Source organism: Rhodoferax sp. RT5P35, from assembly GCF_056521385.1.
In genome coordinates, this window is the sequence record NZ_JBWMAX010000013.1 from 93,867 (window position 1) to 115,486 (window position 21,620).

At 61.5% G+C, this 21,620-nt stretch carries 18 protein-coding genes; 1 reads left to right on the forward strand and 17 read right to left on the reverse strand.

The features are described from left to right. Positions 1–36: 36 nt before the first annotated feature. From AC097L_RS19010 to AC097L_RS19055, 10 genes are read right to left on the reverse strand one after another with little or no spacing between them, the layout of a single operon-like run. Positions 37–1,194, reverse strand: coding sequence for an MFS transporter (locus AC097L_RS19010; RefSeq protein WP_479588284.1), 1,158 nt, complete (start codon positions 1,192–1,194; stop codon positions 37–39). Between the two features lie 28 nt (positions 1,195–1,222). After that, positions 1,223–2,365 (reverse strand): FAD-dependent oxidoreductase, encoded by a 1,143-nt coding sequence (locus AC097L_RS19015; RefSeq protein ID WP_479588285.1) that lies wholly within the window; start codon positions 2,363–2,365, stop codon positions 1,223–1,225. Between the two features lie 2 nt (positions 2,366–2,367). After that, positions 2,368–2,760 (reverse strand): Rieske (2Fe-2S) protein, encoded by a 393-nt coding sequence (locus tag AC097L_RS19020; protein ID WP_479588286.1) that lies wholly within the window; start codon positions 2,758–2,760, stop codon positions 2,368–2,370. Between the two features lie 11 nt (positions 2,761–2,771). Next, positions 2,772–3,731: a VOC family protein gene (locus AC097L_RS19025; RefSeq protein ID WP_479588287.1), complete on the reverse strand. Its 960-nt coding sequence runs from the start codon at positions 3,729–3,731 to the stop codon at positions 2,772–2,774. Between the two features lie 48 nt (positions 3,732–3,779). Next, positions 3,780–4,523, reverse strand: a complete 744-nt coding sequence (locus AC097L_RS19030) for an EthD domain-containing protein (RefSeq protein ID WP_479588288.1) — start codon at positions 4,521–4,523, stop codon at positions 3,780–3,782. Positions 4,524–4,550: 27 nt separating this feature from the next. Next, complete coding sequence (locus AC097L_RS19035) at positions 4,551–5,714, reverse strand: alpha/beta hydrolase family protein (RefSeq protein ID WP_479588289.1); 1,164 nt, start codon at positions 5,712–5,714, stop codon at positions 4,551–4,553. A 30-nt stretch (positions 5,715–5,744) separates the two neighbouring features. Then, positions 5,745–8,192: an efflux RND transporter permease subunit gene (locus AC097L_RS19040; RefSeq protein ID WP_479588290.1), complete on the reverse strand. Its 2,448-nt coding sequence runs from the start codon at positions 8,190–8,192 to the stop codon at positions 5,745–5,747. Then, complete coding sequence (locus AC097L_RS19045; RefSeq protein WP_479588291.1) at positions 8,189–9,235, reverse strand: WD40/YVTN/BNR-like repeat-containing protein; 1,047 nt, start codon at positions 9,233–9,235, stop codon at positions 8,189–8,191. The genes AC097L_RS19040 and AC097L_RS19045 overlap by 4 nt, the downstream gene beginning before the upstream one ends. Then, positions 9,235–10,599, reverse strand: a complete 1,365-nt coding sequence (locus tag AC097L_RS19050) for a DUF1329 domain-containing protein (RefSeq protein WP_479588292.1) — start codon at positions 10,597–10,599, stop codon at positions 9,235–9,237. Before AC097L_RS19050 ends, AC097L_RS19045 begins: the two co-directional genes overlap by 1 nt. 31 nt (positions 10,600–10,630) lie before the next feature. Then, positions 10,631–12,340: a DUF1302 domain-containing protein gene (locus AC097L_RS19055; RefSeq protein ID WP_479588293.1), complete on the reverse strand. Its 1,710-nt coding sequence runs from the start codon at positions 12,338–12,340 to the stop codon at positions 10,631–10,633. A gap of 152 nt (positions 12,341–12,492) precedes the next feature. Between AC097L_RS19055 and AC097L_RS19060 the strand changes: the two genes are divergently transcribed. Continuing rightward, positions 12,493–13,401 carry a LysR family transcriptional regulator gene (locus tag AC097L_RS19060; RefSeq protein WP_479588294.1) on the forward strand — a complete coding sequence of 303 codons (909 nt, stop codon included), beginning with the start codon at positions 12,493–12,495 and terminating at the stop codon, positions 13,399–13,401. An 85-nt stretch (positions 13,402–13,486) separates the two neighbouring features. Here the strand turns inward: AC097L_RS19060 and AC097L_RS19065 are convergent, their stop codons facing one another. The 7 genes from AC097L_RS19065 to nirD all read right to left on the reverse strand — a co-directional run bounded on the left by AC097L_RS19065 (position 13,487) and on the right by nirD (position 21,612). After that, positions 13,487–14,575 carry a nucleotidyltransferase domain-containing protein gene (locus tag AC097L_RS19065; protein WP_479588295.1) on the reverse strand — a complete coding sequence of 363 codons (1,089 nt, stop codon included), beginning with the start codon at positions 14,573–14,575 and terminating at the stop codon, positions 13,487–13,489. Continuing rightward, a complete protein-coding gene (locus AC097L_RS19070) occupies positions 14,572–15,489 on the reverse strand; it encodes an HprK-related kinase A (protein ID WP_479588296.1) in 918 nt (305 codons plus the stop codon). The genes AC097L_RS19065 and AC097L_RS19070 overlap by 4 nt, the downstream gene beginning before the upstream one ends. 314 nt (positions 15,490–15,803) lie before the next feature. Continuing rightward, entirely contained in the window at positions 15,804–16,415 is a 612-nt protein-coding gene (locus tag AC097L_RS19075) for a hypothetical protein (protein WP_479588297.1), read from the reverse strand. A 207-nt stretch (positions 16,416–16,622) separates the two neighbouring features. Next, positions 16,623–17,456 carry a uroporphyrinogen-III C-methyltransferase gene (gene cobA / locus AC097L_RS19080; protein ID WP_479588298.1) on the reverse strand — a complete coding sequence of 278 codons (834 nt, stop codon included), beginning with the start codon at positions 17,454–17,456 and terminating at the stop codon, positions 16,623–16,625. Further along, complete coding sequence (gene ybiB, locus AC097L_RS19085) at positions 17,453–18,382, reverse strand: DNA-binding protein YbiB (protein ID WP_479588299.1); 930 nt, start codon at positions 18,380–18,382, stop codon at positions 17,453–17,455. The genes cobA and ybiB overlap by 4 nt, the downstream gene beginning before the upstream one ends. A 63-nt stretch (positions 18,383–18,445) precedes the next feature. Beyond that, positions 18,446–21,229, reverse strand: a complete 2,784-nt coding sequence (locus AC097L_RS19090) for a nitrate reductase (RefSeq protein ID WP_479588300.1) — start codon at positions 21,227–21,229, stop codon at positions 18,446–18,448. Then, a complete protein-coding gene (gene nirD / locus AC097L_RS19095) occupies positions 21,226–21,612 on the reverse strand; it encodes a nitrite reductase small subunit NirD (RefSeq protein ID WP_479588301.1) in 387 nt (128 codons plus the stop codon). Before nirD ends, AC097L_RS19090 begins: the two co-directional genes overlap by 4 nt. Positions 21,613–21,620: the final 8 nt, after the last annotated feature.

The following is a 21,620-nucleotide window of genomic DNA, read 5'->3' on the forward strand; positions in this document are numbered from 1 at the left end:
AGAAATCAAGAGGTAACTGGTGTAGAAAGTGCCGACTCAGGCGATGGCCGTGCCAGGTACTACCAAGGGCCGTAGCCGCGAGAATGCGGCCACAGCACAGCTAGCAACCACTACGGCTGCAATACCCAGGCTGCTGTAGCTAAAAGTCTTTACCAGTGTCCCGCCCAGCAAAGGACCAATCGCTGCCCCTACCATCAACATGGCAGGTGTGGCGGCGACAGCGCGGCCACTGGCATCCAGCGCCGCCAGCAAGCCGAATGCAAAGGTATGGGTGAAGATCATGATGCTGACAAACATGGCCGTACCAATGGCGTAGGGAACAAAGCCCGAGCTCTGCGTAATCAGCAAGGCCAGGGCAGCCTGGGCAATCGGCCCGGCCATGACCACTTTGTGGGCCGGCAAGCGTTTTTGCAACAGCGCTGCCAGCGGCGAAGGCAGCAGATTGACGAATCCGAGCGCGATCAACACGCCAGTGACCGCTTCGAAACCGAAGCCCCGGTCGGTGCCAATGCGCTCGACGAAACTGAACATCATTGATTGCGTAAGCGCCAAACAGGCAACGCCGAACACCGTGAACCACACTGCGGGTTGGATGCGTGCGCCAGGTGTGCGCGCTGGCACCGCGTGGCCGGGTGCAACGGCATCAACCTCGGGAAACCCGAGCGAAGAAGCGACCATGGCTACCGCCATCACCCCACCGAACACCCGGAACAAGGCAAACCCGCCGAACGCGGCGACCATTTGCGGCGTGAGTGCCAGAAAGGCAACGGCGAAGAAGCCGATGCCGATGCCCACGACAGCGAACAGACGGTGCGGATTGGCGCTGCGGCCAATAGTGCCGTGGGTAAAGCTTAACGCACAGCCGGTCGATACACCGGTCAGTACGTGCAACAGCGCCATGGTCGCAAAATCGCTGGTAAACGACAGTAACAAAAACAACACCGCCGACACACCGAAACCCAGTACCGCCGCGACGCGCCCGCGAATCCGAGTGAAGCGCGGTGCAAAGAACAAGCTGCTGCCGACTGCGCCCACCAGGAATAGCGTGACCAGCCCTCCGGCTTGTTGGGGATCGAAGCCGTACCGCGAGATCAGCGTACCCACCCATACCGGCAATGCCACCAAATCCACCATGCCAGCGCAATGCGCCACGGTGAGAACGGCACGCCCGGTTTTACTGTCTGTTTTGACCATGTTTGTCTCCGATATTTTTTTGTTGTCGTCAGATGGGCTGGGCCAGCGCCATCATGGATTCGCGCATCAGGCGCGCGTGTTCTTCCTTGTCGCCGCCTTCAATCTCGATCTCGCCGAGGCGGCCAGAGTTCTCAACCACCATGCGGCAACGCTCCCAGCGGCGCGCCTGGAAGCCTTGCAGGCCAGACGCGACGCTGTTGGCGCGGGCCAGCTCATCCGCCAGCACCAGCCCGTCTTCGATGCCGATGCAGGCACCTGAGGCCAGGTGCGGCGTGGTGGCATGCACCGCATCACCGATCAGCACCACCCGGCCGGTGAACCAGGGCTGCGGCAGCAGCATGCTTTCCAGCGGGCGGTAGATGACCTGGGCGTTCTCGTCGATCTGTGCCCGGATCCGCTGCACCATCGGCGCGGGGAAAGGCGCCAGCATGTCGCGCAGGAAAGCCGGCTGCTCGGCCGGTGGCACATGGGCGTTCTCAGGGCGGTTTTCCGTCACGAACAGGTACATCAACTCGTGCGAAACGGGGTTGATGCCGGGCTTGACCTTGCCGCCCATCCACATCGTCGCCCGCACCAGCTCTGGCGGCCGCGGCAGCACCGCGCGCCAGACGCCCTGCCCGGTGTAGCGTGGCACTGGCGCAGCCGGAAACAGCAGACCCCGTACCTTGGAGTACAGGCCATCGGCGCCGATCACCACGTCATAACGGCGCGTGCTTCCATCGGTGAAACCCACGTCCACGCCTTCGGAGTCCTGCGTGATAGCACTGAAACTGCAGCCGAGTCGCACGTCTACGCCAGCGCGGCGTGTGGCCTCCGACATCAGCTTGGCCAGCGCCGGCCGCATGATGGCACCAGCGGCCGGCAGGTCCGGGCCTGCCAGGCGCGGTGTCGGCAGTTGACCCAGGTGCTGGCCGTGCGGCAGGTACAGGTCTAGGCCATCGCTGCCGTAGCCATGCTGAAAGAAGTCGTCCAAGATGCCGAGCGCGCGGAACGCCCGCAGTGTTGGGCTACCCAAGCTGATGCCGGCGCCGTAGGAGCGCCAGCCCGGATCTATCTCGACCAGGTCGACGGCCACGCCATGGCGGCGCAATTCGATAGCGGCCGACATGCCGGAAAAGCCACCGCCGATAACCAGTACTTTCTGCAAAGCGGGGGTGAATGTTGTTGTCATTGTTAAGTCTCCTGAGAAAAAATTTGTGGATCTTGTGGGTCTTTTGGAAAGGGGCGACAGGAGGTCGTTTCAATCTCTAGGAAGATGCAGCCATCGTCGGCCACCACCACGGGTACCCGGGTCAGTGATTGCCCTAGGCAAGGACCCAGAGTGCAAAGTCCGGAGCCGGGCTTGAACTGCGCGCCGTGGGCTGCGCAGACGATGCGGCTGCCATCGGCGTTGAGGTAGGCGTCGCGGCGCCAGGCCAGTGGCGTGTCGCCGTAGTGCGGACAGGCATCGCGCCAGGCATGCAGCCGACCCGCATAGCGCAACACGAAGACCTGCTCGGCGGCAAAGCCGATGGCCTGCCCTTCCTGCGGTTCGATGTCCAGGCGCAAACGCGTGACGGTTGACATGGCTTGCTCTTTTAATGCGGCTTGGCTGCGCCGACACCTGCGCCCGCTGGCGGACCGCCCGGCGCCCATTTCGCGGTCTGTTTAAACAGAAACAGCTGAGAGGCATCAGCACCCATCGGCACCTCGCGCGCCACCCAGGCATCGTCGTGCAGATCCATGTCTGCGTCGTATTCCACATGGCAGCCGAGCGGGCTGTTGAAGTACCAGAACCAGTTGGAACCGAACAGATGCCGCCCCGGCCCCCAGAATGACTGGTAGCCCTTCTCGACGAAACGTGTGCCGGCCCGCATCACGTCGGTCGGACCGCCCATGTGGAAGGTGAAGTGCTCGCAGCCCAACATGTGCGGCGGTGTCTTGATCAGAAACAGCGTGTGGTGGTCGGCGCTGCCGGCCGGCCGCAGGAAAGGCCCGGCATCGACGAAACGGTCGGTGCAGACAAAACCCAGCCGGGTGTAGAAGGCCTCGGCCTTGTCCACGTCGGGCACGAACAGTACGACGTGCGACAGGCTGCGCGGCAGCGGCGGTGCGCTGTCGTCGAAGGCCAGCACGTTGGCAGGCCGTTGGGTCAGTGCGCCGGGTGCGTTCACGGTCTCAGAAGGCAGCGAGATCGGGCGGCGCACGCTGACCTGGAAGCCCAGCATGAAGCCCATGTCGTCTTCGGCTTCGATCGAGCCGTCGTCAAGGCGGCGCACGATGCGGTCGCCGCGCAGTTCGGCGGCGATGCGGTCCAGGGTGGCCTGGTCGGCCACGCCGTAGACGGTCTTGCGCAGCATACTGGCGGTGGGCATCGCGGGCGGCAGGGAGGCATCGTCCTTGTGGGCGATGACGATGGAGGTACCGTCCAGCGCTTCGAAACGGCCGCCTCGGGCGGTCACGCCGACCGGCACCAGGCCATAGTCGGTGAGGTACTGGCAGCATGCGGCGACGTCGTCCACGCCGAAGACCAGGGAGTCGGGTCCGATGATTTTCATGGAATGTGTGGGGTTGAAAGTTGAAGAAAATGGGCTGAACCGCTGCGCTCAGCGCGGGCCGGCATGCAGTACGGCTTCATGGGCAAACAGGGTGAAGCTGCCGGCTTCTACAGCCAGGCCGTGTGCCACCATGTGTTGTTGGATGCTGGCCCGCCACAGTGGCAGCAGTGCCCAGGCCGCGGCCTCGTCGGCCAGCCAGAATTCGTCGATGCCGTCCACGGTGGCTGGCGCGCCGGGCTTGGGCAGCACCTCGTTCTGCACATGGCCTAGGATCGCGGCGGCAGCAGCTTGTTTCAGTGCTTCGGCGGCCGCGGTCCAGGCATGCGCAAACTGCGCGGCATCGGCACCGGGGGCCTTTTGAACGAAGCCGAACAGCTTGGTCGCGGCACTGCTGGAGAGCGGCTGCACTTCGCGCGGCCGAACCGGCATGAAGACCACGGTGGCCTGGTCGACGAAGTTGTCTTCGTCGCCCATCAGTTGCTCGCGGTAGAAGGCGGTTTCGCGCGACCGCGCCAGCGCGGCGAAGTCCTGCACCCAGACCTGGGTAACGAAGTCGCGGTTCAGTGCGAACGGATCGGAGCCCGGCGGCGTGGCGCGGTACACGCCGTCGAACACCTGGTGCTGCACGTAGCGCTGCGGCGCGTTGGTCGGATCAGTGGCGATGTAGCGCAGCACCAGTTCGCCGTGCACCTGGCGGATGTGGTGGCGGTGCTCGGCCAGCGTGGTGCCGGGCTTGCGGCGGCCGACGATTATCAGTTTCAGGCCGAGCGGATTGTTTGGTAAAGAGGTCATGAGGCTGTCGTTTTCAGAAAAGTGGTTTCAGGCCGTGTGGCCGCCGAGGGTTTCGGCGACCCAGTCGGCGATGAACATGCCGGCGTTGGCGCTGTTGTCGAAGCTGGAGTGCTGCACACCGCCTTCGCGGTCGGTGAAGATCTTCAGCTCGCGTTTCGGGCTGTTGACCAGTTGCTCGTAGGTGGCGTGGGCCCACTTGAGCGGAATCTGCGAATCCTTCTCACCGTGGGTCACGAGGAACGGCACCTTGATGCGGTCGAGGATGCCGTCGAGGTGCACGTCCTGCGCGATGCGCATGAAATCGTCCATGTCCTTCGCGCCCCAGACCCAGCAGACATGCGCCCAGTAATGCGGCACCGGCAGATCGCCTTCCTTGGCCAATCTGCGGGCCTGCACGTCACGCCAGTCGTGGTTCGCGCCCCAGACCACACCCATGGCGAAACGCGGCTCGAAGGCCACTGCGCGCGGGCAGTAATAGCCGCCGAGCGACACACCTTCCATGCCGATACGTTTCGGGTCCACATCGGCGCGGGTCTCCAGGTAGTCGACCACCGGGCTGGCCCAGTGCTCGCTGTCGAAACGGGCCGTTAGGCCGCGCTGGCGCAGGGCGTCCCCGGTGCCAGGCTGGTCCACGATCAGCGAAGCCACGCCGCGTTCGGCCAGCCAGCCGGGCAGGCCGACGAAGTACTTCAGCTCCTTGGTCGAATCCAGTCCGTTGACCTGCACCAGCAGCGGCGAGCGGCTGCCGGCCGCGGCACCAAGAGCCGGTACATAAAGGCCGGTCAGAAAGCTGTCGCCATACGGAATCTTCACGCGCTCGCAGGCCGCGCCGCTCAGAGTAATGCTCTTGTCGAACACGTCGATGGAGCGTTGGTACAACTCGGCGCGGCCGGGGCTGCCATGGCCTTGCAGGCGTTCGCAGGTCAGCAAGTAGATCGCAGCGCGGCGGTACTTCTGGCCGGCCGACAGTTTGCGGCCCAGGGCCTCGTCTTCCTCGGCCAGGCCGCAGAGCTTGTCGGCCATCTGCTGCCAGGTCTCGCGGAAGGCCTTGACGCCAGCGGCATCGGGTTGCTTGGCCGCCTCTTGCAAGGGTGCGCACATGGCCTGGATCTCGCCGATGCGGGCACCCATTTCGATGGCCAGGTTGATGGAAAGATCCCAGACGTAATTGGTAGGAAAGTAACGAAACATGGTAATGGCAGGTTGGGTGGATGAAATGGCTCAGGCTGTCTGGGGGCTGTCGAGCTGGTCTGTTTCCTGGTACTGCAGCGGTTTTTGCGTGGTGGCCGCCAACGATGCGGGCTTTAACAGGAAGTGCGCCAGCGCTGGCAGCAAAACCAGCGCGCCGAGCATGTTCCACAAGAACATGAAAGCCAGCAACAAGCCCATATCTGCCTGGAATTTGATCGGGCTGAAGCCCCAGGTAACCACGCCAATGGCCAGCGTCACGCCGGTCAGCATCACCACCTTGCCGGTGAACAGCAAGGCGCGGTAGTAGGCCTCGGACAGGCTTGCGCCTTCGCGCAGCCGGGCCAGGGTGATGCTCAGGATGTAGAGGGCATAGTCCACGCCGATGCCCACGCCGAGCGCGATCACCGGCAGCGTGGCCACCTTCACGCCCATGCCGAGCACCACCATCAGCGCCTCGGCCAGCACCGAGGTCAGCATCAGCGGCAACACCGCCACCAGTACCGCACGCCAGGAGCGAAAGGTGATGAAGCACAGCACGGTCACGGCCGCATACACCAGTACTAGCATCTGGCGCCAGGCCTCGTGCACCACGATGTTGGTCGCGGCCTCGATGCCCGCGCTGCCCGCGGCCAGCAGGAACTTCACGTCGGCACTGTCGTTATCGCGGGCGAAGGCCTCGACATGCTGCACCACCCGGGCTAGCGTGTCGGCCCGGTGGTCGGCCAGATAGACGTAGACGGTGAGCAGGCTGCAGCTGTCGTTGTACAGGCCGCGCGGCGCGCCGGCGGTCACGGTGTTGAGCATGTCCTGGTTGGGCAGGAACTCGTACCACTTGGGGTTGCCCTCGTTCAGGCCTGACAGCACGCGCCGGTTCAAGAGCGCCAGCGTGTTGGTGCCCTCCACGCCTTCGAGCTGGCGCAGCTGCCATTCGAGCGCATCGACCTTGTTCAGCGTAGCGTACTGAGAGCACTGGCCGTCCGCCGTCTGCACCATCACCGCCAGCACGTCGCTGGACGCACCGTAGGCCGCGCTCATGTAGGCCACGTCGCGGTTGTAGCGGCTGTCCGGGCGCAGTTCGGGCGCGCCGGGGTCAAGGTCGCCGATCTTCAGCTGCGTGCTGACCGCATAGCCACCCAGGCCCAGCAGCACGGCTAGCAGCACGGTGCCGGTGGCCCAGCTGCGCCGGGTGAAGCGGTCGAGCAATGCCCACAGCGGGTGTTTCGCGGCACCGGCAGCATCACCGGTCTCGGCCCGCAGGCTGCGTTCGGCGGCCTTGGCGCTGACGCCGGTGTAGCTGAGCAAAATCGGCAGCAAGATCAGGTTGGTGAAGATCAGCACGGCCACGCCCAGGCTGGCCGCGATGGCCAGCTCGCGGATTACCTGGATGTCGATCAGCAGCAGCACGGCAAAGCCCACGGCGTCGGCCAGCAGCGCCGTCAGCCCGGCCAGAAACAGGCGGCGGAAGGTGAAGCGCGCGGCCACCAGCTTGTGCATGCCGCGGCCCACGTCCTGCATGATGCCGTTCATCTTCTGCGCGCCATGGCTCATGCCGATGGCAAACACCAGGAACGGCACCAGGATCGAATACGGGTCGAGCACATAGCCGAGCATCGGCAGCATGCCGAGCTGCCAGACCACCGCCACCAAGGATGCGGCCACCACCAGCAGGGTCGAGCGGATGCAGCGCGTGTACCAGAACACCATGGCCGCGGCGATGGTCACCGCCAGCGCGAAGAAGGCCAGCACCGCGCGCACGCCGTCGATCAGGTCGCCGGTGAGTTTGGCGAAGCCGGTGATGTGAACCTGCACGCCTTGTTTTTCATAGGCGCTGCGTAGGACTTCCAGTTTTTCAGACAGAACGCGGTAATCGAGCGGCTTGCCGGCGCCGTCTTTGGCCAGCAGCGGCACATAGATTACGCTGGATTTCGCGTCGAGCGACACGGTCTGGCCGATCTCGCCGGAGCGGGCGATGTTGGTCGCCAGTTGCTGCAGCGATGCCGGTGAGCCGTCGTATCCATCCGGAATCACCGGGCCGCCTTCGAGTCCGTCTTCTGTCACGCCGACCCAGCGCGTGGTTGGCGTCCACAGCGATTTCATCTGCGTGCGGTTCACGCCCGGCAGCAAGAACACCTCGTCGCTGAATCTGCGCAGCGTCTCCAGGTAAGTCTTGTCATAGATTGTGCCGCCGTCCTGGTCGTTGGCCACTGCGATGCGCACGGCGTTGCCCAGGCCAGCCAGGTCGTTCTGGTGCGCCAGCAGGTTGCGGATGTAGGGGTGCTGGGCCGGAATCGTCTTCTCAAAACTGGCATTGAGCTCCAGCTTCGAGGCCTGCCAGCCGAGCAGCAAGGTGATCAGCGCGCACAGCACTACCACGGTGCGGCGGTGGTTGAACAGCAGGCGTTCGATGAACGAGCCTGAACGCGCATCGAAGTCGGCCAGGCGGCCGGACACTGTCGGCATGGAGGTCGTCGGCATCATGGCTGGGCTCCTGCGGGCAGCATGGCGGCGCCGTGGATGCCCAGGGCCAGCAGCGAGCCGTCGGCGCGCGCCAGCACGGCGTTCAGCGGCGGCAAGGCCGGGGTGTTGGGCGGCATTTTCAGCGGCGCAAGTTGGCCGTCGCGGCCCACCAGCACCATGCCGGCCTGGTTCACCAGTAGGAGGCTGCCGTCGGCACGCAGCGCCGAGCCAGTGATCGAAACGGGCACCGGCACCGGCAGTTGCGTCCAGGCATTGCCCGCGTCGGTGCTGCGCCAGACGTTGCCGCGCAGGCCTGCGACGACGATCTCGCCATCGGCGGGCAGTTCGAGCGTGAAGAAGCTGCCCTTGTAGGGCGTGGTGATGCGGCGGAAGCTGCGGCCGGCGTCGTCGGAGGCCAGCAGCAGCCCCTGCTCGCCAGCGATCACGATCTGCGCGCCGCGCGCGCGCAGCGCATACAGATGCAGGCCCTTGGGGTTGTCGAGCCGGGCCATCCACGGCGTCCACGTCTTGCCGCCGTCTTCGGTGCCGAAGGCCAAGCCGTAGGCGCCGACCACCAGGGCGCGTCGTTCGTCGAAGGCCAGCACGTCAAGGAACGGTTTGTCCGGGCCATCGCTCACCAATTGCTGTGCAGCCTTCAGCGCGGCGGGTTCACCGCTGGCCTGGGCCGCCTGCAGTGTGAGTTGCGCGGCCTGCACGCCATTCAGCCTTGGTTGCCAGGTGTCGCCGGCATCCTCGCTGGTCAGCACGCTGCCGCCATGGCCGACGGCGATGCCGCGGCTGCCGGTGAAGCGCACGGCGGTCAGGCCGACGCTGGTCGGTACGCTGGCCTGGCGCCAGTGGCGGCCATCGTCGTCCGACAGCACCACGATGCCACGCTCGCCCACGGCCACCAGGCGCTTGTCGGCCCGCGCCGCGCCGAGCAGCACCGAGGCCGCGGCCTGCCGCGTGGCGACGGCCGGCCGGGCCAGCGCGTCCGCTACTGGTGCGGCCTGGGCCAAGGCAAGCCAGGTCAGACCGCAACCCATTACAAGCAGAAATTTCATCAACGCACGCTCTCGCCGGCCATGGCTTCGGGGGTGAAGGTGGTGTCGGGGTAACGCGGCTGCAGGGTGTACTGCGCCGACTTGCTGTTGTACAGGTCGCCCACATAGGAGGTGCCGGACAGCAGGTCGTTGAAGCCGAACGCGCCGGTCACCGTGCCCGGCAGGTCGGGCGCCACGAAGGTGGCGGTCCAGATCGTTTTCCACAATTGCCCGTTGGCATCAAAGCGGTCAGCCAGCACGCAGGCCCAGGTGTCTTCGTCGCAGTAGTAGCGGCTCTTCACTGCCGGATGGCGCTGGCCAGCGCGCAGGGCGGCATCGACCACCCACACGCGGTGCAGTTCCCAACGCATGAAGTCGGGGTTGACGCCGGTCTTGCCCAGTACCTCGGCATCGGTCTTGGGCTGCAGCAGGCGGTTGCCGTTGTAGGGGATGTACATCTCCTTCTTTCCGACCAGCTTGAAGTCGAAGCGGTCCAGCTTGCCCGACCAGGTGGTCACTTCATCGAAGCTCATCAGCCCGGCCGTCACCGGCGAAGGGGTTTCGCAGCAGGGGTTGGGCAGCTTCCTCACGCGGCGCTGGCCGGTGAGGTAGACCCAGGCCTGTGTCTTGCTCGGGTCGAGCTGGTCGCGGCCGGTGATGGCCTCTCCCGCGCGAATCGGCGGGCCGACGTTGACCAGGCGGATCAACTGAATCTCGGGCGACTTGGCGAAGGATTCGAGCGTGACCTCGGGAAAGTAATACGGAATCTGGAAGTCGATGACGCCATCGGTGGTCATCACCGGTTTGCCTTCCGCTGTGATCTGGTATTGCGTTACCTTGGACTGGAAGGAGGTGCCGCGCCAGCGCAGCATATGGTTCCAAATTACCTCTGCGCCGAGCTTGGGCACCGGGAATGGAATGCCACCCACCACGTCGGCAGGCACGTCACCCACCAGCGTGCCGCGGGTAGCGTTTTTCAGCGTGTTGTCATAGACCCATTGCGGTGCAGCAGCGGTGCGATGCGTTTTATAGACATCGATCCGGTAGTCTGGATACTTTTTCAGCAGTGCTATAGCTCCATCGCTGAGCTTATCTGCGTATGTTTCGAGATTTTTTCCGGTAATAGTGATCAGAGGCTTCTCGTCTTTGAATGGATCACTGCGGCGACCGCCAACCTTGTCGCCGACGATGGCTGCGGTGATGCCGCCGGTCCAGGCCGGAATGCTGCCGTCTTTGTTGGCGGCGCGCTCGGCGCCCAGTGGCGTGAGCTCGGTCTTGAGTTTGGCGGCGTCTTCGGCACCAACAGCGGCCATTACCGGTGCGGCAACGGTACTGCAGATGAGCATGCCGCAAAAGGCTAATAAAGAATGGTGTGGGGTTTTCATCAATGTCTCCGAAGCTCTTATGTCACGGGTTTCAAAATGTGCGGCGCAGGTTCAACGAAACGTAGTCGCGGTCGCCCAGCGGATTGCCGTCACTGAACTGGCCCGCTGCATAGTCGTTGAAGGGTTTGCTGGTGCCGATGTAGCGGGTGTAGTTCAGGCCAAACTGCCAGCTATTGCGGACATTGCCCTCGATACCAATATTCGCGCTTCCGGTGCCCTTCGGCCCCCAGGCCGTCACGCTGGAGCGACCTGACAAGGTGTAGCGCACACCTACTGGCACGTTGATGTCCACGCCATCGAATACCTGCCGATAGCTTGGGGTATAGACCACTTGCAGGATGCTGGCATCGCGTGTGCGGCCCCGGTCCATTTCGTTATTCGGATCGTTCTTGCTCAACACACGGTTCCAGGCTATCTCAGCCACCACGCCACTTTCTTTGGCCAGAAAGTTCGGGCCAAAGCTCGCCAGAGTGGACAGGTTCAGGTGCGCGGTACGTCCCGTGGGATTGACTGGTCTGGAAGTGCCTGTGGGACCAAAATACACCGCGTTGTTGACGTTCAGCGGCATGTTGTCGCGCACCGAGGCTTCGGCCGCGACATTGAAGTCGCCCAGCGACCGGGAAATACTGGCACTGACCACGTCGATGTCGCTGCCAAAAACGTAGAACCAGTGGCTGTCGGTCGTAGGTGCAGCCGGGTTGAGCTGGGTGTAGAGCTGACCGTACTTGTCGTGGTAGCGGGCGTAATAAAAGCCCAGGTCGGTCTCGTCCAGGCGCCATTTCGCCTGCAGGCCAAACTGACCGCTATTGCTTGGTTTTACATCTGCACCGGGCTGGGCCACGTAATTGCCACCGACGAAGGGAACAGAAGTGGGAATGCCGACAAATTCAGGTCCCGTCGCCCCCCAAGGCACATTGGCGCTGGAGAAATAGCTGCCTGCAGCCGGCGCACGGCTCTCTTTCCAGCGGAACTGCAGATAACCGCCCAGGCTGAAATTGGGCGACAACTGCCACTGTGCTGACAACTGCGGTACCGGCGTGGCGATTTCCTTGAACTGCGCATTCGGCGAGGACAGCAGCTTGGAGATGTCCAGAGGCCCTTGCGCAGCGGCAACGCCGTTGTCGCCGAAGAACAAGCTTTCTCCGTACAGCAGCGTGTGCTGGCCCAAGCGGGCGCTTAGCTTGCTGCCGTTGGCAAACGTGGTCTTGCCGAAAATGAATGCATCTAGCAGGTCCGCTTTTTGACCAGAAATATCCTTGGTGTGATTGGCAAACTGGTTGTACGGTGTCTGGCCGTTGGTGGGGTCATTAGGCGCATCGGTGCTGCGATGGTAGGCACGGTCGTACCATCCGGCCGCACTGACACGCAGGCCCCAATTGCCCTGGTACACCGCATCGAACTCGGACAACAGGTCGACCCGTTGCGATACAAAGCCGCGCTTGCGAAAGTTCTGGTCGCCCGCATTCAGGTTCAGCGCCTGTGGGCCACCCTGTGCGTTGAAGGATTGCGTCAGCACCGGGTCCGCATCGTGCAGTCGGTACATGGCGCTGGCTTTGACGGTGTTGTCGAAGCGCAGTGTCAGGTCGGGGTTGCCGGTGTCCAGCTCCATGGCATGGGTATTGGAGGCCATACCCAGCACGGCACAGGCGATGGCCGTGCGCGCAGTCCATGGGGTTGAGGCAGCTGGTGGGGGGCTTGTGTCAGAACCGGCCTGTTTCGGATCCGTTGGGCTTTTTTGCATCGTTTGTCTCCGTGTAGATTTTTTATCAGTGGAGGCATAACTGTGTTTGCCGCCGACTTGGAGCACGAATGTAAATATGCGCAAAGCATTCGTAAAATGGATTCTTTAGATTCCAGAAATTGGTCCTGCCAATATCAAGGTTTACCCTAGACATGCGATTCAACAAACTGGACCTGAATTTATTGGTGGCGCTGAACGCTCTATTGACCGAGTGCAACATCAGCCGAGCCGCGGTGCGTGTGCATTTGAGCCAACCTGCGATGAGCAATGCGCTGGCACGCCTGCGGGTCTACTTTGAAGACGAATTGCTAGTGCCGTCGGGCCGAAAGTTGATCTTGACACCGCGTGCGGAATCCTTGGTGGAGCCGGTGCGCGAGGTATTGATGCGCATCGACAGCACCATTGCAGCCAAACCCCGGTTTGACCCTGCGACTGCTTCGCGCGCTTTCACATTGCTGGTGTCGGATTTCACCACCACGGTCTTCATGCCCGCTTTGCTGGAGCGCCTGTTTCACGAAGCGCCAGGGGTACGCATTGATCTACGGATGCAGCACGCCAATCCAAAAGAGTTGCTGGAGCAAGGCGATGCCGACCTGCTCATCATTCCCGCCCAGTACAACTCTCCCGATCACCCTTCGCAGCCCTTGTTTGAGGAGAGCTATGTGTGCGTTACCTGGGCGGGAAGCCAGCGCATCCAAGGCAGGTTGACGTTCGAAGACTATCTGGCTTGTGGCCATGTGCTGGCGAACTTCTCCGATGCCGGACGGGTGCCTGCATTTGACGGCTGGTTCATGGACCGCTTTGGCATCTCCCGCCGCGTCGAGGTCACGGCCCCCACGCTAGCCTCTTTGCCCAGCCTGGTCGTAGGCACTGACCGCATCGCCACTGTGCACCGCAGGCTGGCTGAACGCATGCGCCACCTGTTGCCTATCCACATCTGGGAGCCGCCGCTGGAGATTCCCAAGCTGGTTCAAATGCTGCAGTGGCACAAGTACCGCGACAATGATTTGGCGTTGATCTGGCTGAGAAATTGCGCAATCCAGGTGGGGCAAAGTATCTAAGACAAGCTCTAACTTGCCCAACCAAAGCACACCCGTACTGCGTTGAAACAGCCATTTCATCGAACGGGTCGGGAAATGGACTGGGCTACAGCTTTTGCGGCTTCTTGGGGAAGCGTTGCATCCAGGATTTACGCACCAAGTGCGGCACCAGCAGATGCATGGGCATGCGCAACGCGTGTGAGCGAACGTATAAAAGCCAGCGGGCCAGCCCGGTCCAGCGGCTATCACAACTAGGGTGGTCTGGGTGCAATGCCAAGCCCAGTATCCAAGCCATCAGCGCGCGGGCAAACTTGTTGGGCCCCATTTGGTCCACGCGGTCCATCAGTTGGAGTGGTGGACTGAAGTTAAAAAGTCGGCGCAAATGGAATAAAGCGTGGAACAAGGGTATTTGCAGACCCAGCTCATCTGCTCGGTCTAGCAAGAGGTTCCAAAACCCAACCTGGCTAGTGAAGTCTTTGAGCAGATCACGCAGATCCAGCAAGTCACGCAGACCGTGTCCAAATTCACCCTCTTGGAAGAGGTGGACCGCACTATGCAAAACCATGTCCATAGGCGCAAGTGTGTACAGCCCTGGGTAGCCTTGCAGTGGCTGGATGTTGCGCAGTAGTTTTCGACCATCTACCTTGAATCGCGAGGTCGGTGGCGTAATGGTGTGGTGCAAGTCAATATAGGAGTTGCGGTGCACATGCCGTAATGGCGGAATCTCATGCATCCACTGCCGGTAATAACGCTCGTTGTAGGTATCACGCTCATCGGAAATCCAACCCTCGGCAAACAATTTGCCTTCCACAGAGTCTATTTTTTCGCGTGCAACGAGGATGTCTATGTCAGCAAACAAGCGGCCACGCGCAGTAGAAAGATCGGCCATCAGATAGGCCGCACCTTTGAGCAAGACAATGGGTGTGTCGACACCGTGCAAAGCCCGGCGTATGCAGTCAATTTCCCAGCGAACCTCGTGCTGCTGTCGGTCTGCAAGCCTTAACGCTCCTTCTAAATGGGGGCGCGGGCCGTCTGGTACTTTGTCTAATAAGCCCGCATCAATATGGCGGTACGCCAGGCGCGATAAAAGACTTGCCTGGCGTGCTTGGCCAAACAACGACTCCCAATCGCGTACCGATAACTCTGGCTGCCAATCGGGATTGGCCCAGACATCTGTGAGCAGATTGGTACTCAATCGTTTCTCCTGGCGACCAGATCATCAAACACGGTTACTGCGTCGTCCAGTTGGCTGTATTGAAAGTCATAGCAATCGCTTGCATCAATAACTTTGGAGAGCACCTCAAACCCTTTAAGACCAAGCACCATGTAGTTGAATGAGTTGCGACCCAGTTCCAGCATGCTGTTAGCCTTGGAGCGAGGGGTCATTTGGGCAGATGAACCCGCCACGTATTTTGGAAAGATAACCCAGCGTGGATGGGCCGTTTCCTGGATGCGCTCTATATGCGCTGATGGCACTTTCATAAGTGAAACGCTGCCTTTGGAGGTGTCGTGTACCACTTTGCTGAATGTGGCTCCGGGAACGAACTTGCGCATCACATCAATCGACTGGTTCTTCAGGCTGATAGGCCGCCCTAAAGCTGTGATGGAAGTGTTTGTCAGGGAAATCAGTGCCAACTCGTCAGAAAGCAAACGCCAGCCGCGATGTACCAAACCAGCACACAGGGTACTTTTCCCAGATCCTGGCGGGGCCGGCATGACTACTGCGCAACCTTCTTTTTCGATCACCGCGGAATGGAGCAGAAGATAGTGGTGTGCATGCATGGAGATGCACCAGTTCATTGACCATTCCAGCAAAGGGAACGCATGGTCTTCTGGCAAAGGTACGAAGGGTTCTATGCCATCAAATATGAAATTAGCCTGGCGTCGCGCGCCCCGTCGCCAACCTGCACCTGAAGCAATCGTGACGGTGTAGTCTACGAAATGGCTTTCATCCAACACTATGTTGTGCGTGTACAAAGCGCAAATTCCATCTGCGACGGTACTGATAGGCGAAATGATTCGAAATGAAAATGGGCCGATTTTTAAAATCAGCCCATCTTTTTTGAGTTTATTTTGAACCGTGGAGTATGAGAGTTTTTCTAGTTTCACGCGTTAATAACTTCCACTAGGCTATTCATACAAAGTTCGTTCAAAATAGTTTCAACTAACACTATCAAGTTCGTATTTTCTGCCACTACGGCAGCGCTGACTAGCTCGATAGCCAGGCTGTGGGAATTATGCGCCTTGTCACAAAGACAATTGACCAAATATGCCCTAACTGAGTCTAGTTGATAGGTCTGGCCTGAACCTTGATCAAAAATTACGTACTCATCGTTCCATGCAGCCCAATGTAGATTGCTTGCTGGATTGACTTTGTAGTGGACTAAGTTATTGGAAATTTTTGAACTCTTTGAGGCTGGATTTTAGCCTTGCATATAGGTTGTGAAGAATTTAAACGCATCCGTTTTATTACTGCCGCTTGCTGTTTTGCAATAACTCACAACTTCTGTTGGGGAGTACGGATAATTTGCGAGTCCCGTTTTCGACATGCCCTTCGCTTGGCATACCGAATTCAATAGCGCGGTGGTCCAAACGCATTCAGGACTCGTGGGTGAAGTTTTTACCACGTCCTTCAATTTGGTTAAGCTGCCACAGCTGAATACATCTCTAAAAGTTGAATTTTCTGTACAGGTTGTTAAACCCACTTTAAATGAACAAGACCCAGTTCTGGAGTTGTAGCCTGGCCATGTGGAGCAATCGCTGTATCCACTTGGAGGGCATCCCGAGCAAATCGCTGAGCTTGTATCTCTGGAGTTTATGGCAGACGCCATGCTGGAGACAATACAGCGGGTGTTTTTATTGGTTTTGGTTAAGTTGGAACCGCCCGCCAATGTGTGCATGGGAAGTGCTGCGGCGGCAACGATGGAGGAGCCTTTGCCAAGGCTCTTCAGCAGCATGCGGCGGCGCGCGGTTACGTCCGACAAGTGCCCTGCATCGGTGTTTTCGGAGTTTGGCGTATTGAGGTTGTTTGACATAAGGTGTCCTGGGCGTTCTTTAAGCGGCTGCAAAATTCGGGCTTGTTACCACTCAGCAGCAAAATTTGTGCCTTGCTTGAATTATAAAAAAATCTTTAAACAATTCAACAGCTTAAAGGTGGCTTAGGAAGTTTTGTCCGCTTGTTTTGTGCAAAAGTTCCGACCATTGTAAGAAAAGTCGACAGTTCAATAATACTGATTTGAGCCTCAAGCCGTTTGCGCCAGTACGCCTTCTACCGCCATTTGGATGCCGCGTACAACGTCGCCCACGACCATTACGGACGGGCTGGTGAGTTGTTCACGCTCGATGGTTTCAAACAACGCGCCCAAGGTGGTTACGACGTGGCGTTGGGTGGCTAACGAAACGTTTTGCACCACCGCCACCGGCGTGCTGGCGGGCAGGCCGGTGAGCAGTTCGTCCTGGATGCGGCGGGCACCGCTGACACCCATGTAGATCACCAGGGTGAGCTTGGCACTGAAGGCGGTGGCGGCCAGGGCCTGCCAGTCGGTACCTTCGTCATTGGGTTTGGCGTGACCGGTGACGAAAACCACGCCGTGGGCGTGTTCTCGGTGGGTCAGGGGAATGTTCAGCGAGGTGACAGCGGCCAGGCCGGAGGTGATGCCGTTGATGACGCTGACTTGGATGCCTGCGGCCTGCAGGTGTTCGACTTCTTCGCCGCCGCGGCCAAAGATGAACGGGTCGCCGCCCTTGAGGCGGACCACGTTTTCGCCTTCGCGGGCGGCCATGACCATCAGTTTCTCGATAAAAGCCTGGGGGGTGGATTTGCAGCCACCGCGCTTGCCCACATGGACGATGCGGGCCGTGGGCGAGGCAAAGGCGGTGATTTCATCGCTCACCAAGTCATCCACCAGCAGCACCGTGGCGGCCTGGATGGCTTTCAGGGCTTTGAGCGTGAGCAGCTCGGGGTCGCCCGGGCCAGCACCGACCAGCGTGCACTGGCCGCCGTGCACGGCTTTGGCGGGGGTCAGCTGGTTCACGGTGCCAAAGCTGGTGGGGAAAGAGGTTTCGGTGGGCTTCATACGGTCGCCGTAGTGTTTTCGAGGATTTGTTGTGTCAACTGCAAGATGTGCGCCACTTGCTGGGCGATCGGGGTGGGCACGGGTTTGCGCCCGGCCAGCACGTCGCGGATGTAGGCAGCGGTGTTGTCGGCATCGATTTCCTTGGGCAGGTCGGGCACGGCCGCCAGCGGGCCGGACTGGGCTTCTTGCATTAGCTGGGGCTGGCCGCGCAGGTAGCCGGTCATTTGCGGGGCGCGGCGGGCATCGGCCACCACTTCGCCTTCGGTGCCACGCAGCAGCAGGGCGTTGGATTCCATCAGCGCGAAGGTGGCGGCCATGGACACGGCGTATTCGGGGTGGGTGTAGCTGCTGACCACCAGAGCCGGGCCGACACATGGGGCCATCAGCTTGACTAGGCTGTGCGCCGGGTTGCGCAGGCCGACCGCGCGGCGCACGTCCAGCAGCCGCTTGAGGCCAGGGCAGAGCAACTCGGTGGTGGTATAGGCCACTTCACCATTTGCTATTTTTCTAATAGCTGAAAGTGCAGGTATATCCAGCGCTAGAAGCACATTTTGTGCAGAAATTCGGGTGGATTCGGTGGCCGTGCCGTGTACCAGCACCGGCAGGCCTTCGCGGGCCAGCAGCAGGGCCAGCAGTGGTGTGAGTACTGGAAGCTTGCGGGCACCGTTGTAGCTGGGCAGCACGACCAGCGGGCGGTCGCAGGCGGGCACCATGTTCAACCGGGCGTAGGTGGCGTCCAGAAAGCCCGCCATTTCGGACTCGGTTTCACCCTTGATGCGCATGGCCAGGCAGAAGCCGCCCACTTCCAGGTCGGTGACGGTGCCGTCCAGCACCTGGCCGAACAGGTCGGCGGCTTGTGCGCGTGACAAGGCGCGTGCGCCATCTTTGCCACGGCCGATTTCTTTGATGTATTGGCTGATTCCCATGGCTCGATTGTCGTAGATGGCTGATAACAATAAGTTATTTACGCAATGAACTCGGGTGCGGCATCACGCGGCCTGCGCCGTGGGCATGCTGGCGCGCACCATTTTGCGCACTTCGGGCAGGCAGGAGCCGCAGTTGGTGCCGCACTTCAATGCCGTTTGCAACTGGCCCAGGCGCTCGTCTTCAAAGCCACGGCATTCCACCAGTGTGGCGCGGATGGCATCGTCGGTCACGTTGAAGCAGGTGCAGATTTGCTTGCCGCGCGTCTTCACCGCCACCGGGGCTTTGCTGCCGGGCACCAGTAGCAGGCGCCCGTAGGCGAGGGCGGGCAACTGGTTTTGCAGCAGGGTTTTGATCCAGACCTCGGCGCTGGTGTCGCCCGCCAGCACAAAGCCGGTGAGCTCTGCGTTGTCTGCCGTGCGCTCCAACCGGACGGCGCGGCGCTGGCCCCGCTTTTTGTCGGCGTAGCGCAGCACATCCAGGCCGCCAAGGCCCAGCAGGGTTTCGATCTGGGCGATGACCTCGTCGGGCACCGCCCCATGGCTGGCGGCGCGGAATAGCAGGCCAGTGCGCTCCCGGCCAAACGGCACCACGCTGGCAAACGGGAATTGCAACATCAGGCCCTTGAGCTTTTCGCGGGCGGCCAGTGCGTCTGCCTCGGGCAGCCAGGCCACGCCCAGCAGCGACCAGGGCATTTCGGCCTTCAGAATTTTGATAGCGGTGTGCTTGAGTTCGGGCTGCTTGGAGGTGGGGCAAAACGCCGAGTTGGTCAGTGCGTTCACGCCCATTAGGCGTTCGCCGGTAGCGCTCACGCCGCTTAAAAACTCTTCGCCCCAGTGCATGGCGATAAAGGTCTGGCCCATGGCGATTTCGGTGCTGGCCTGCAGCGGCACCAGGATGGAGCCGCGCTTGCTGGTCACGTGGACCAGGTCGCCGTCGGTGAGCTGGCGGCGCGCCATATCCTGCGGGTGCATCTGGATACTGGGCTCGGCCACGTGGCCGAACAGGCGGCCCAGCGTGCCAGTGCGGCTCATGCCGTGCCACTGGTCGCGCAGGCGGCCGGTGGTGAGCGAGAACGGGTAGCGGGCTTCACGCGGCTCGGCCACCGGTTTGTAGAGGGTATTGGCAAATTTGGCCTTGCCGTCGGCGGTGGGGAAGATACCGTTTTCGTACAGCCGCGCCTGGCCGATGGTTTCACCCGTGCGCAGCGGCCATTGCTGGGCACCTGCGTCCAGCATCGCGTAGCTCATGCCGGTGATGTCCAGGTCGCGGCCTCGGGTGGATTCGCGGTGCTCGTTCCAGATAGATTCGGGGGTAGGGTAGTTGAACAGCTTGGGCGGTTGGGCCAGTTCAGCCTCCAACAACTGGGCAAATTCCACCGCAATCGACCAGTCGTGCCGGGTCTCGCCGGGCGCGGCTACGGCGGGGCGCACGCGGCTGATGCGGCGCTCGGAATTGGTCACGGTGCCGACCTTTTCGCCCCAGGTGGTGGCGGGCAGCAGCAGGTCGGCGTATTCGCAGGTGGTGGTGGTGCTGAAGGCCTCTTGCACGATGACCAGCTCGGCGCGCTCTAGGGCGCGGCGCACGGTGGCCTGGTCGGGCATGCTCTGGGCGGGGTTGGTGCAGGCGATCCACAGGGCTTTGATTTCACCGTCGGCGGCGGCCTGGAACATCTCGATGGCGGTTTTGCCGGGCTTCGATGGCACATCGCGTCCCAAAAGGTCAAGGCCCCACAGCGCAGCCACTTCGGCCCGGTGCGAGGGGTTGGCCAGGTCGCGGTGGCCGCTGAGCAGATTAGCCATGCCACCCACTTCGCGCCCGCCCATGGCGTTGGGCTGGCCGGTGAGCGAGAACGGGCCCGCGCCGGGCTTGCCGATCTGCGCGGTGGCCAGGTGCAGGTTGATCAGCGCCGCGTTCTTGGCCGTGCCGCTGCTGGACTGGTTCATGCCCATGCAGTACAGGCTGAGCGTGGCAGGGCTGTTGGCAAACCACTTTGCGGCCTGGTGCAGCGCCTCTTTGGTGATGCCGCAGATTTCGGCCACCAGCTCGGGCGTGCAGTCGCGCACCGTGGCTTTCAGGGCATCGAAGTCGTTGGTGTGCTCGGCAATGTAGGCGGCATTCGTCCAGCCCTCCCACAGCATGGTGTGCAGCATGCCGTTGAACAGCATCACGTCGGTGCCGGGTTGGATGGGCAGGTGCAGGTCGGCGATCTCGGCGGTATCGGTACGGCGCGGGTCGGCCAGGATGATTTTCATCGCCGGGTTGGCACGTTTAGCGTCTTCGATGCGGCGGAACAGGATGGGGTGCGCCCAGGCGGTGTTGCTGCCGACGATGAAGATGCACTGCGTGTGGTTCACATCGTCGTAGCAGGCCGGGGGCGAATCCGCGCCCAGCGTGGTTTTGTAGCCTGCCACCGCGCTGCTCATGCACAGGCGGGAATTGGTGTCGACGTTGTTGGTGCCGATCAGCCCCTTGGCCAGCTTGTTGAAGACGTAGTAGTCCTCGGTGAGCAACTGGCCGGAGATGTAGAAACCCACTGCGTCCGGCCCATGGTCTTTGATCACTTGGGCGAATTTGCGGGTGGCCATGCCCAGGGCGTGGTCCCAGGACACACGCTGGGGTGCCTGGCCGCGCTGCAGGCGCTGCATGGGGTGCAGCAGGCGGGTCTGCATCGTCACCGCCGCCGTGGCGGTGTGGTGCAGGGTGGAGCCCTTGGTGCACAGGCGGCCAAAGTTGGCCGGGTGGTCGGGGTCGCCGCGCACGCCGGTGATCTGCGCGCCGGTGGATTCGATGATCACGCCGCAACCGACACCGCAGTACGGGCAGGTGGACTTTGTTTCTGTGGTCACGCAGATTCCTGTGTTGTCCGTGCCGGTCCGGCGGTCGCAGGCATAAATTCCAGCGCCAGCGTGGCCAGCTCTTCGGGCAGTAGGTGCACGTTGCCGTTGTCCACCTTGACGCTGAACTTGGGGGTGCAGCCCACGTCGGGCTCGCGTACGCAGCCGTCTTGGAGGTTGATATTCCAGTTGTGCAGCGGGCAGGCCACGCTGGTGCCAAAGACGATGCCCTGGCTCAGCGGGCCGCCTCTGTGGGGGCAGCGGTCGAGCACAGCAAAGATTTCGTCCTGGTCGTTGCGGAACACCGCCACGTCCATGCCCAGGGCGCGGCTGACGCGGCGGGCACCGAGTACGGGGATGTCATCGACGCGGCAGATAATTTTCCAGTCGCTCATTTTGCTAT

What these genes read in the sequence shown, in the direction of transcription:
- AC097L_RS19030 (WP_479588288.1), bottom strand. Translation starts at nt 4,523, where the DNA reads ATGACCTCTTTACCAAACAATCCGCTCGGCCTGAAACTGATAATCGTC.
- AC097L_RS19020 (WP_479588286.1), bottom strand. Translation starts at nt 2,760, where the DNA reads ATGTCAACCGTCACGCGTTTGCGCCTGGACATCGAACCGCAGGAAGGG.
- AC097L_RS19060 (WP_479588294.1), top strand. Translation starts at nt 12,493, where the DNA reads ATGCGATTCAACAAACTGGACCTGAATTTATTGGTGGCGCTGAACGCT.
- AC097L_RS19040 (WP_479588290.1), bottom strand. Translation starts at nt 8,192, where the DNA reads ATGATGCCGACGACCTCCATGCCGACAGTGTCCGGCCGCCTGGCCGAC.
- AC097L_RS19035 (WP_479588289.1), bottom strand. Translation starts at nt 5,714, where the DNA reads ATGTTTCGTTACTTTCCTACCAATTACGTCTGGGATCTTTCCATCAAC.
- AC097L_RS19010 (WP_479588284.1), bottom strand. Translation starts at nt 1,194, where the DNA reads ATGGTCAAAACAGACAGTAAAACCGGGCGTGCCGTTCTCACCGTGGCG.
- AC097L_RS19015 (WP_479588285.1), bottom strand. Translation starts at nt 2,365, where the DNA reads ATGACAACAACATTCACCCCCGCTTTGCAGAAAGTACTGGTTATCGGC.
- cobA (WP_479588298.1), bottom strand. Translation starts at nt 17,456, where the DNA reads ATGAAGCCCACCGAAACCTCTTTCCCCACCAGCTTTGGCACCGTGAAC.
- AC097L_RS19055 (WP_479588293.1), bottom strand. Translation starts at nt 12,340, where the DNA reads ATGCAAAAAAGCCCAACGGATCCGAAACAGGCCGGTTCTGACACAAGC.
- nirD (WP_479588301.1), bottom strand. Translation starts at nt 21,612, where the DNA reads ATGAGCGACTGGAAAATTATCTGCCGCGTCGATGACATCCCCGTACTC.
- ybiB (WP_479588299.1), bottom strand. Translation starts at nt 18,382, where the DNA reads ATGGGAATCAGCCAATACATCAAAGAAATCGGCCGTGGCAAAGATGGC.
- AC097L_RS19025 (WP_479588287.1), bottom strand. Translation starts at nt 3,731, where the DNA reads ATGAAAATCATCGGACCCGACTCCCTGGTCTTCGGCGTGGACGACGTC.
- AC097L_RS19050 (WP_479588292.1), bottom strand. Translation starts at nt 10,599, where the DNA reads ATGAAAACCCCACACCATTCTTTATTAGCCTTTTGCGGCATGCTCATC.
- AC097L_RS19045 (WP_479588291.1), bottom strand. Translation starts at nt 9,235, where the DNA reads ATGAAATTTCTGCTTGTAATGGGTTGCGGTCTGACCTGGCTTGCCTTG.
- AC097L_RS19075 (WP_479588297.1), bottom strand. Translation starts at nt 16,415, where the DNA reads ATGTCAAACAACCTCAATACGCCAAACTCCGAAAACACCGATGCAGGG.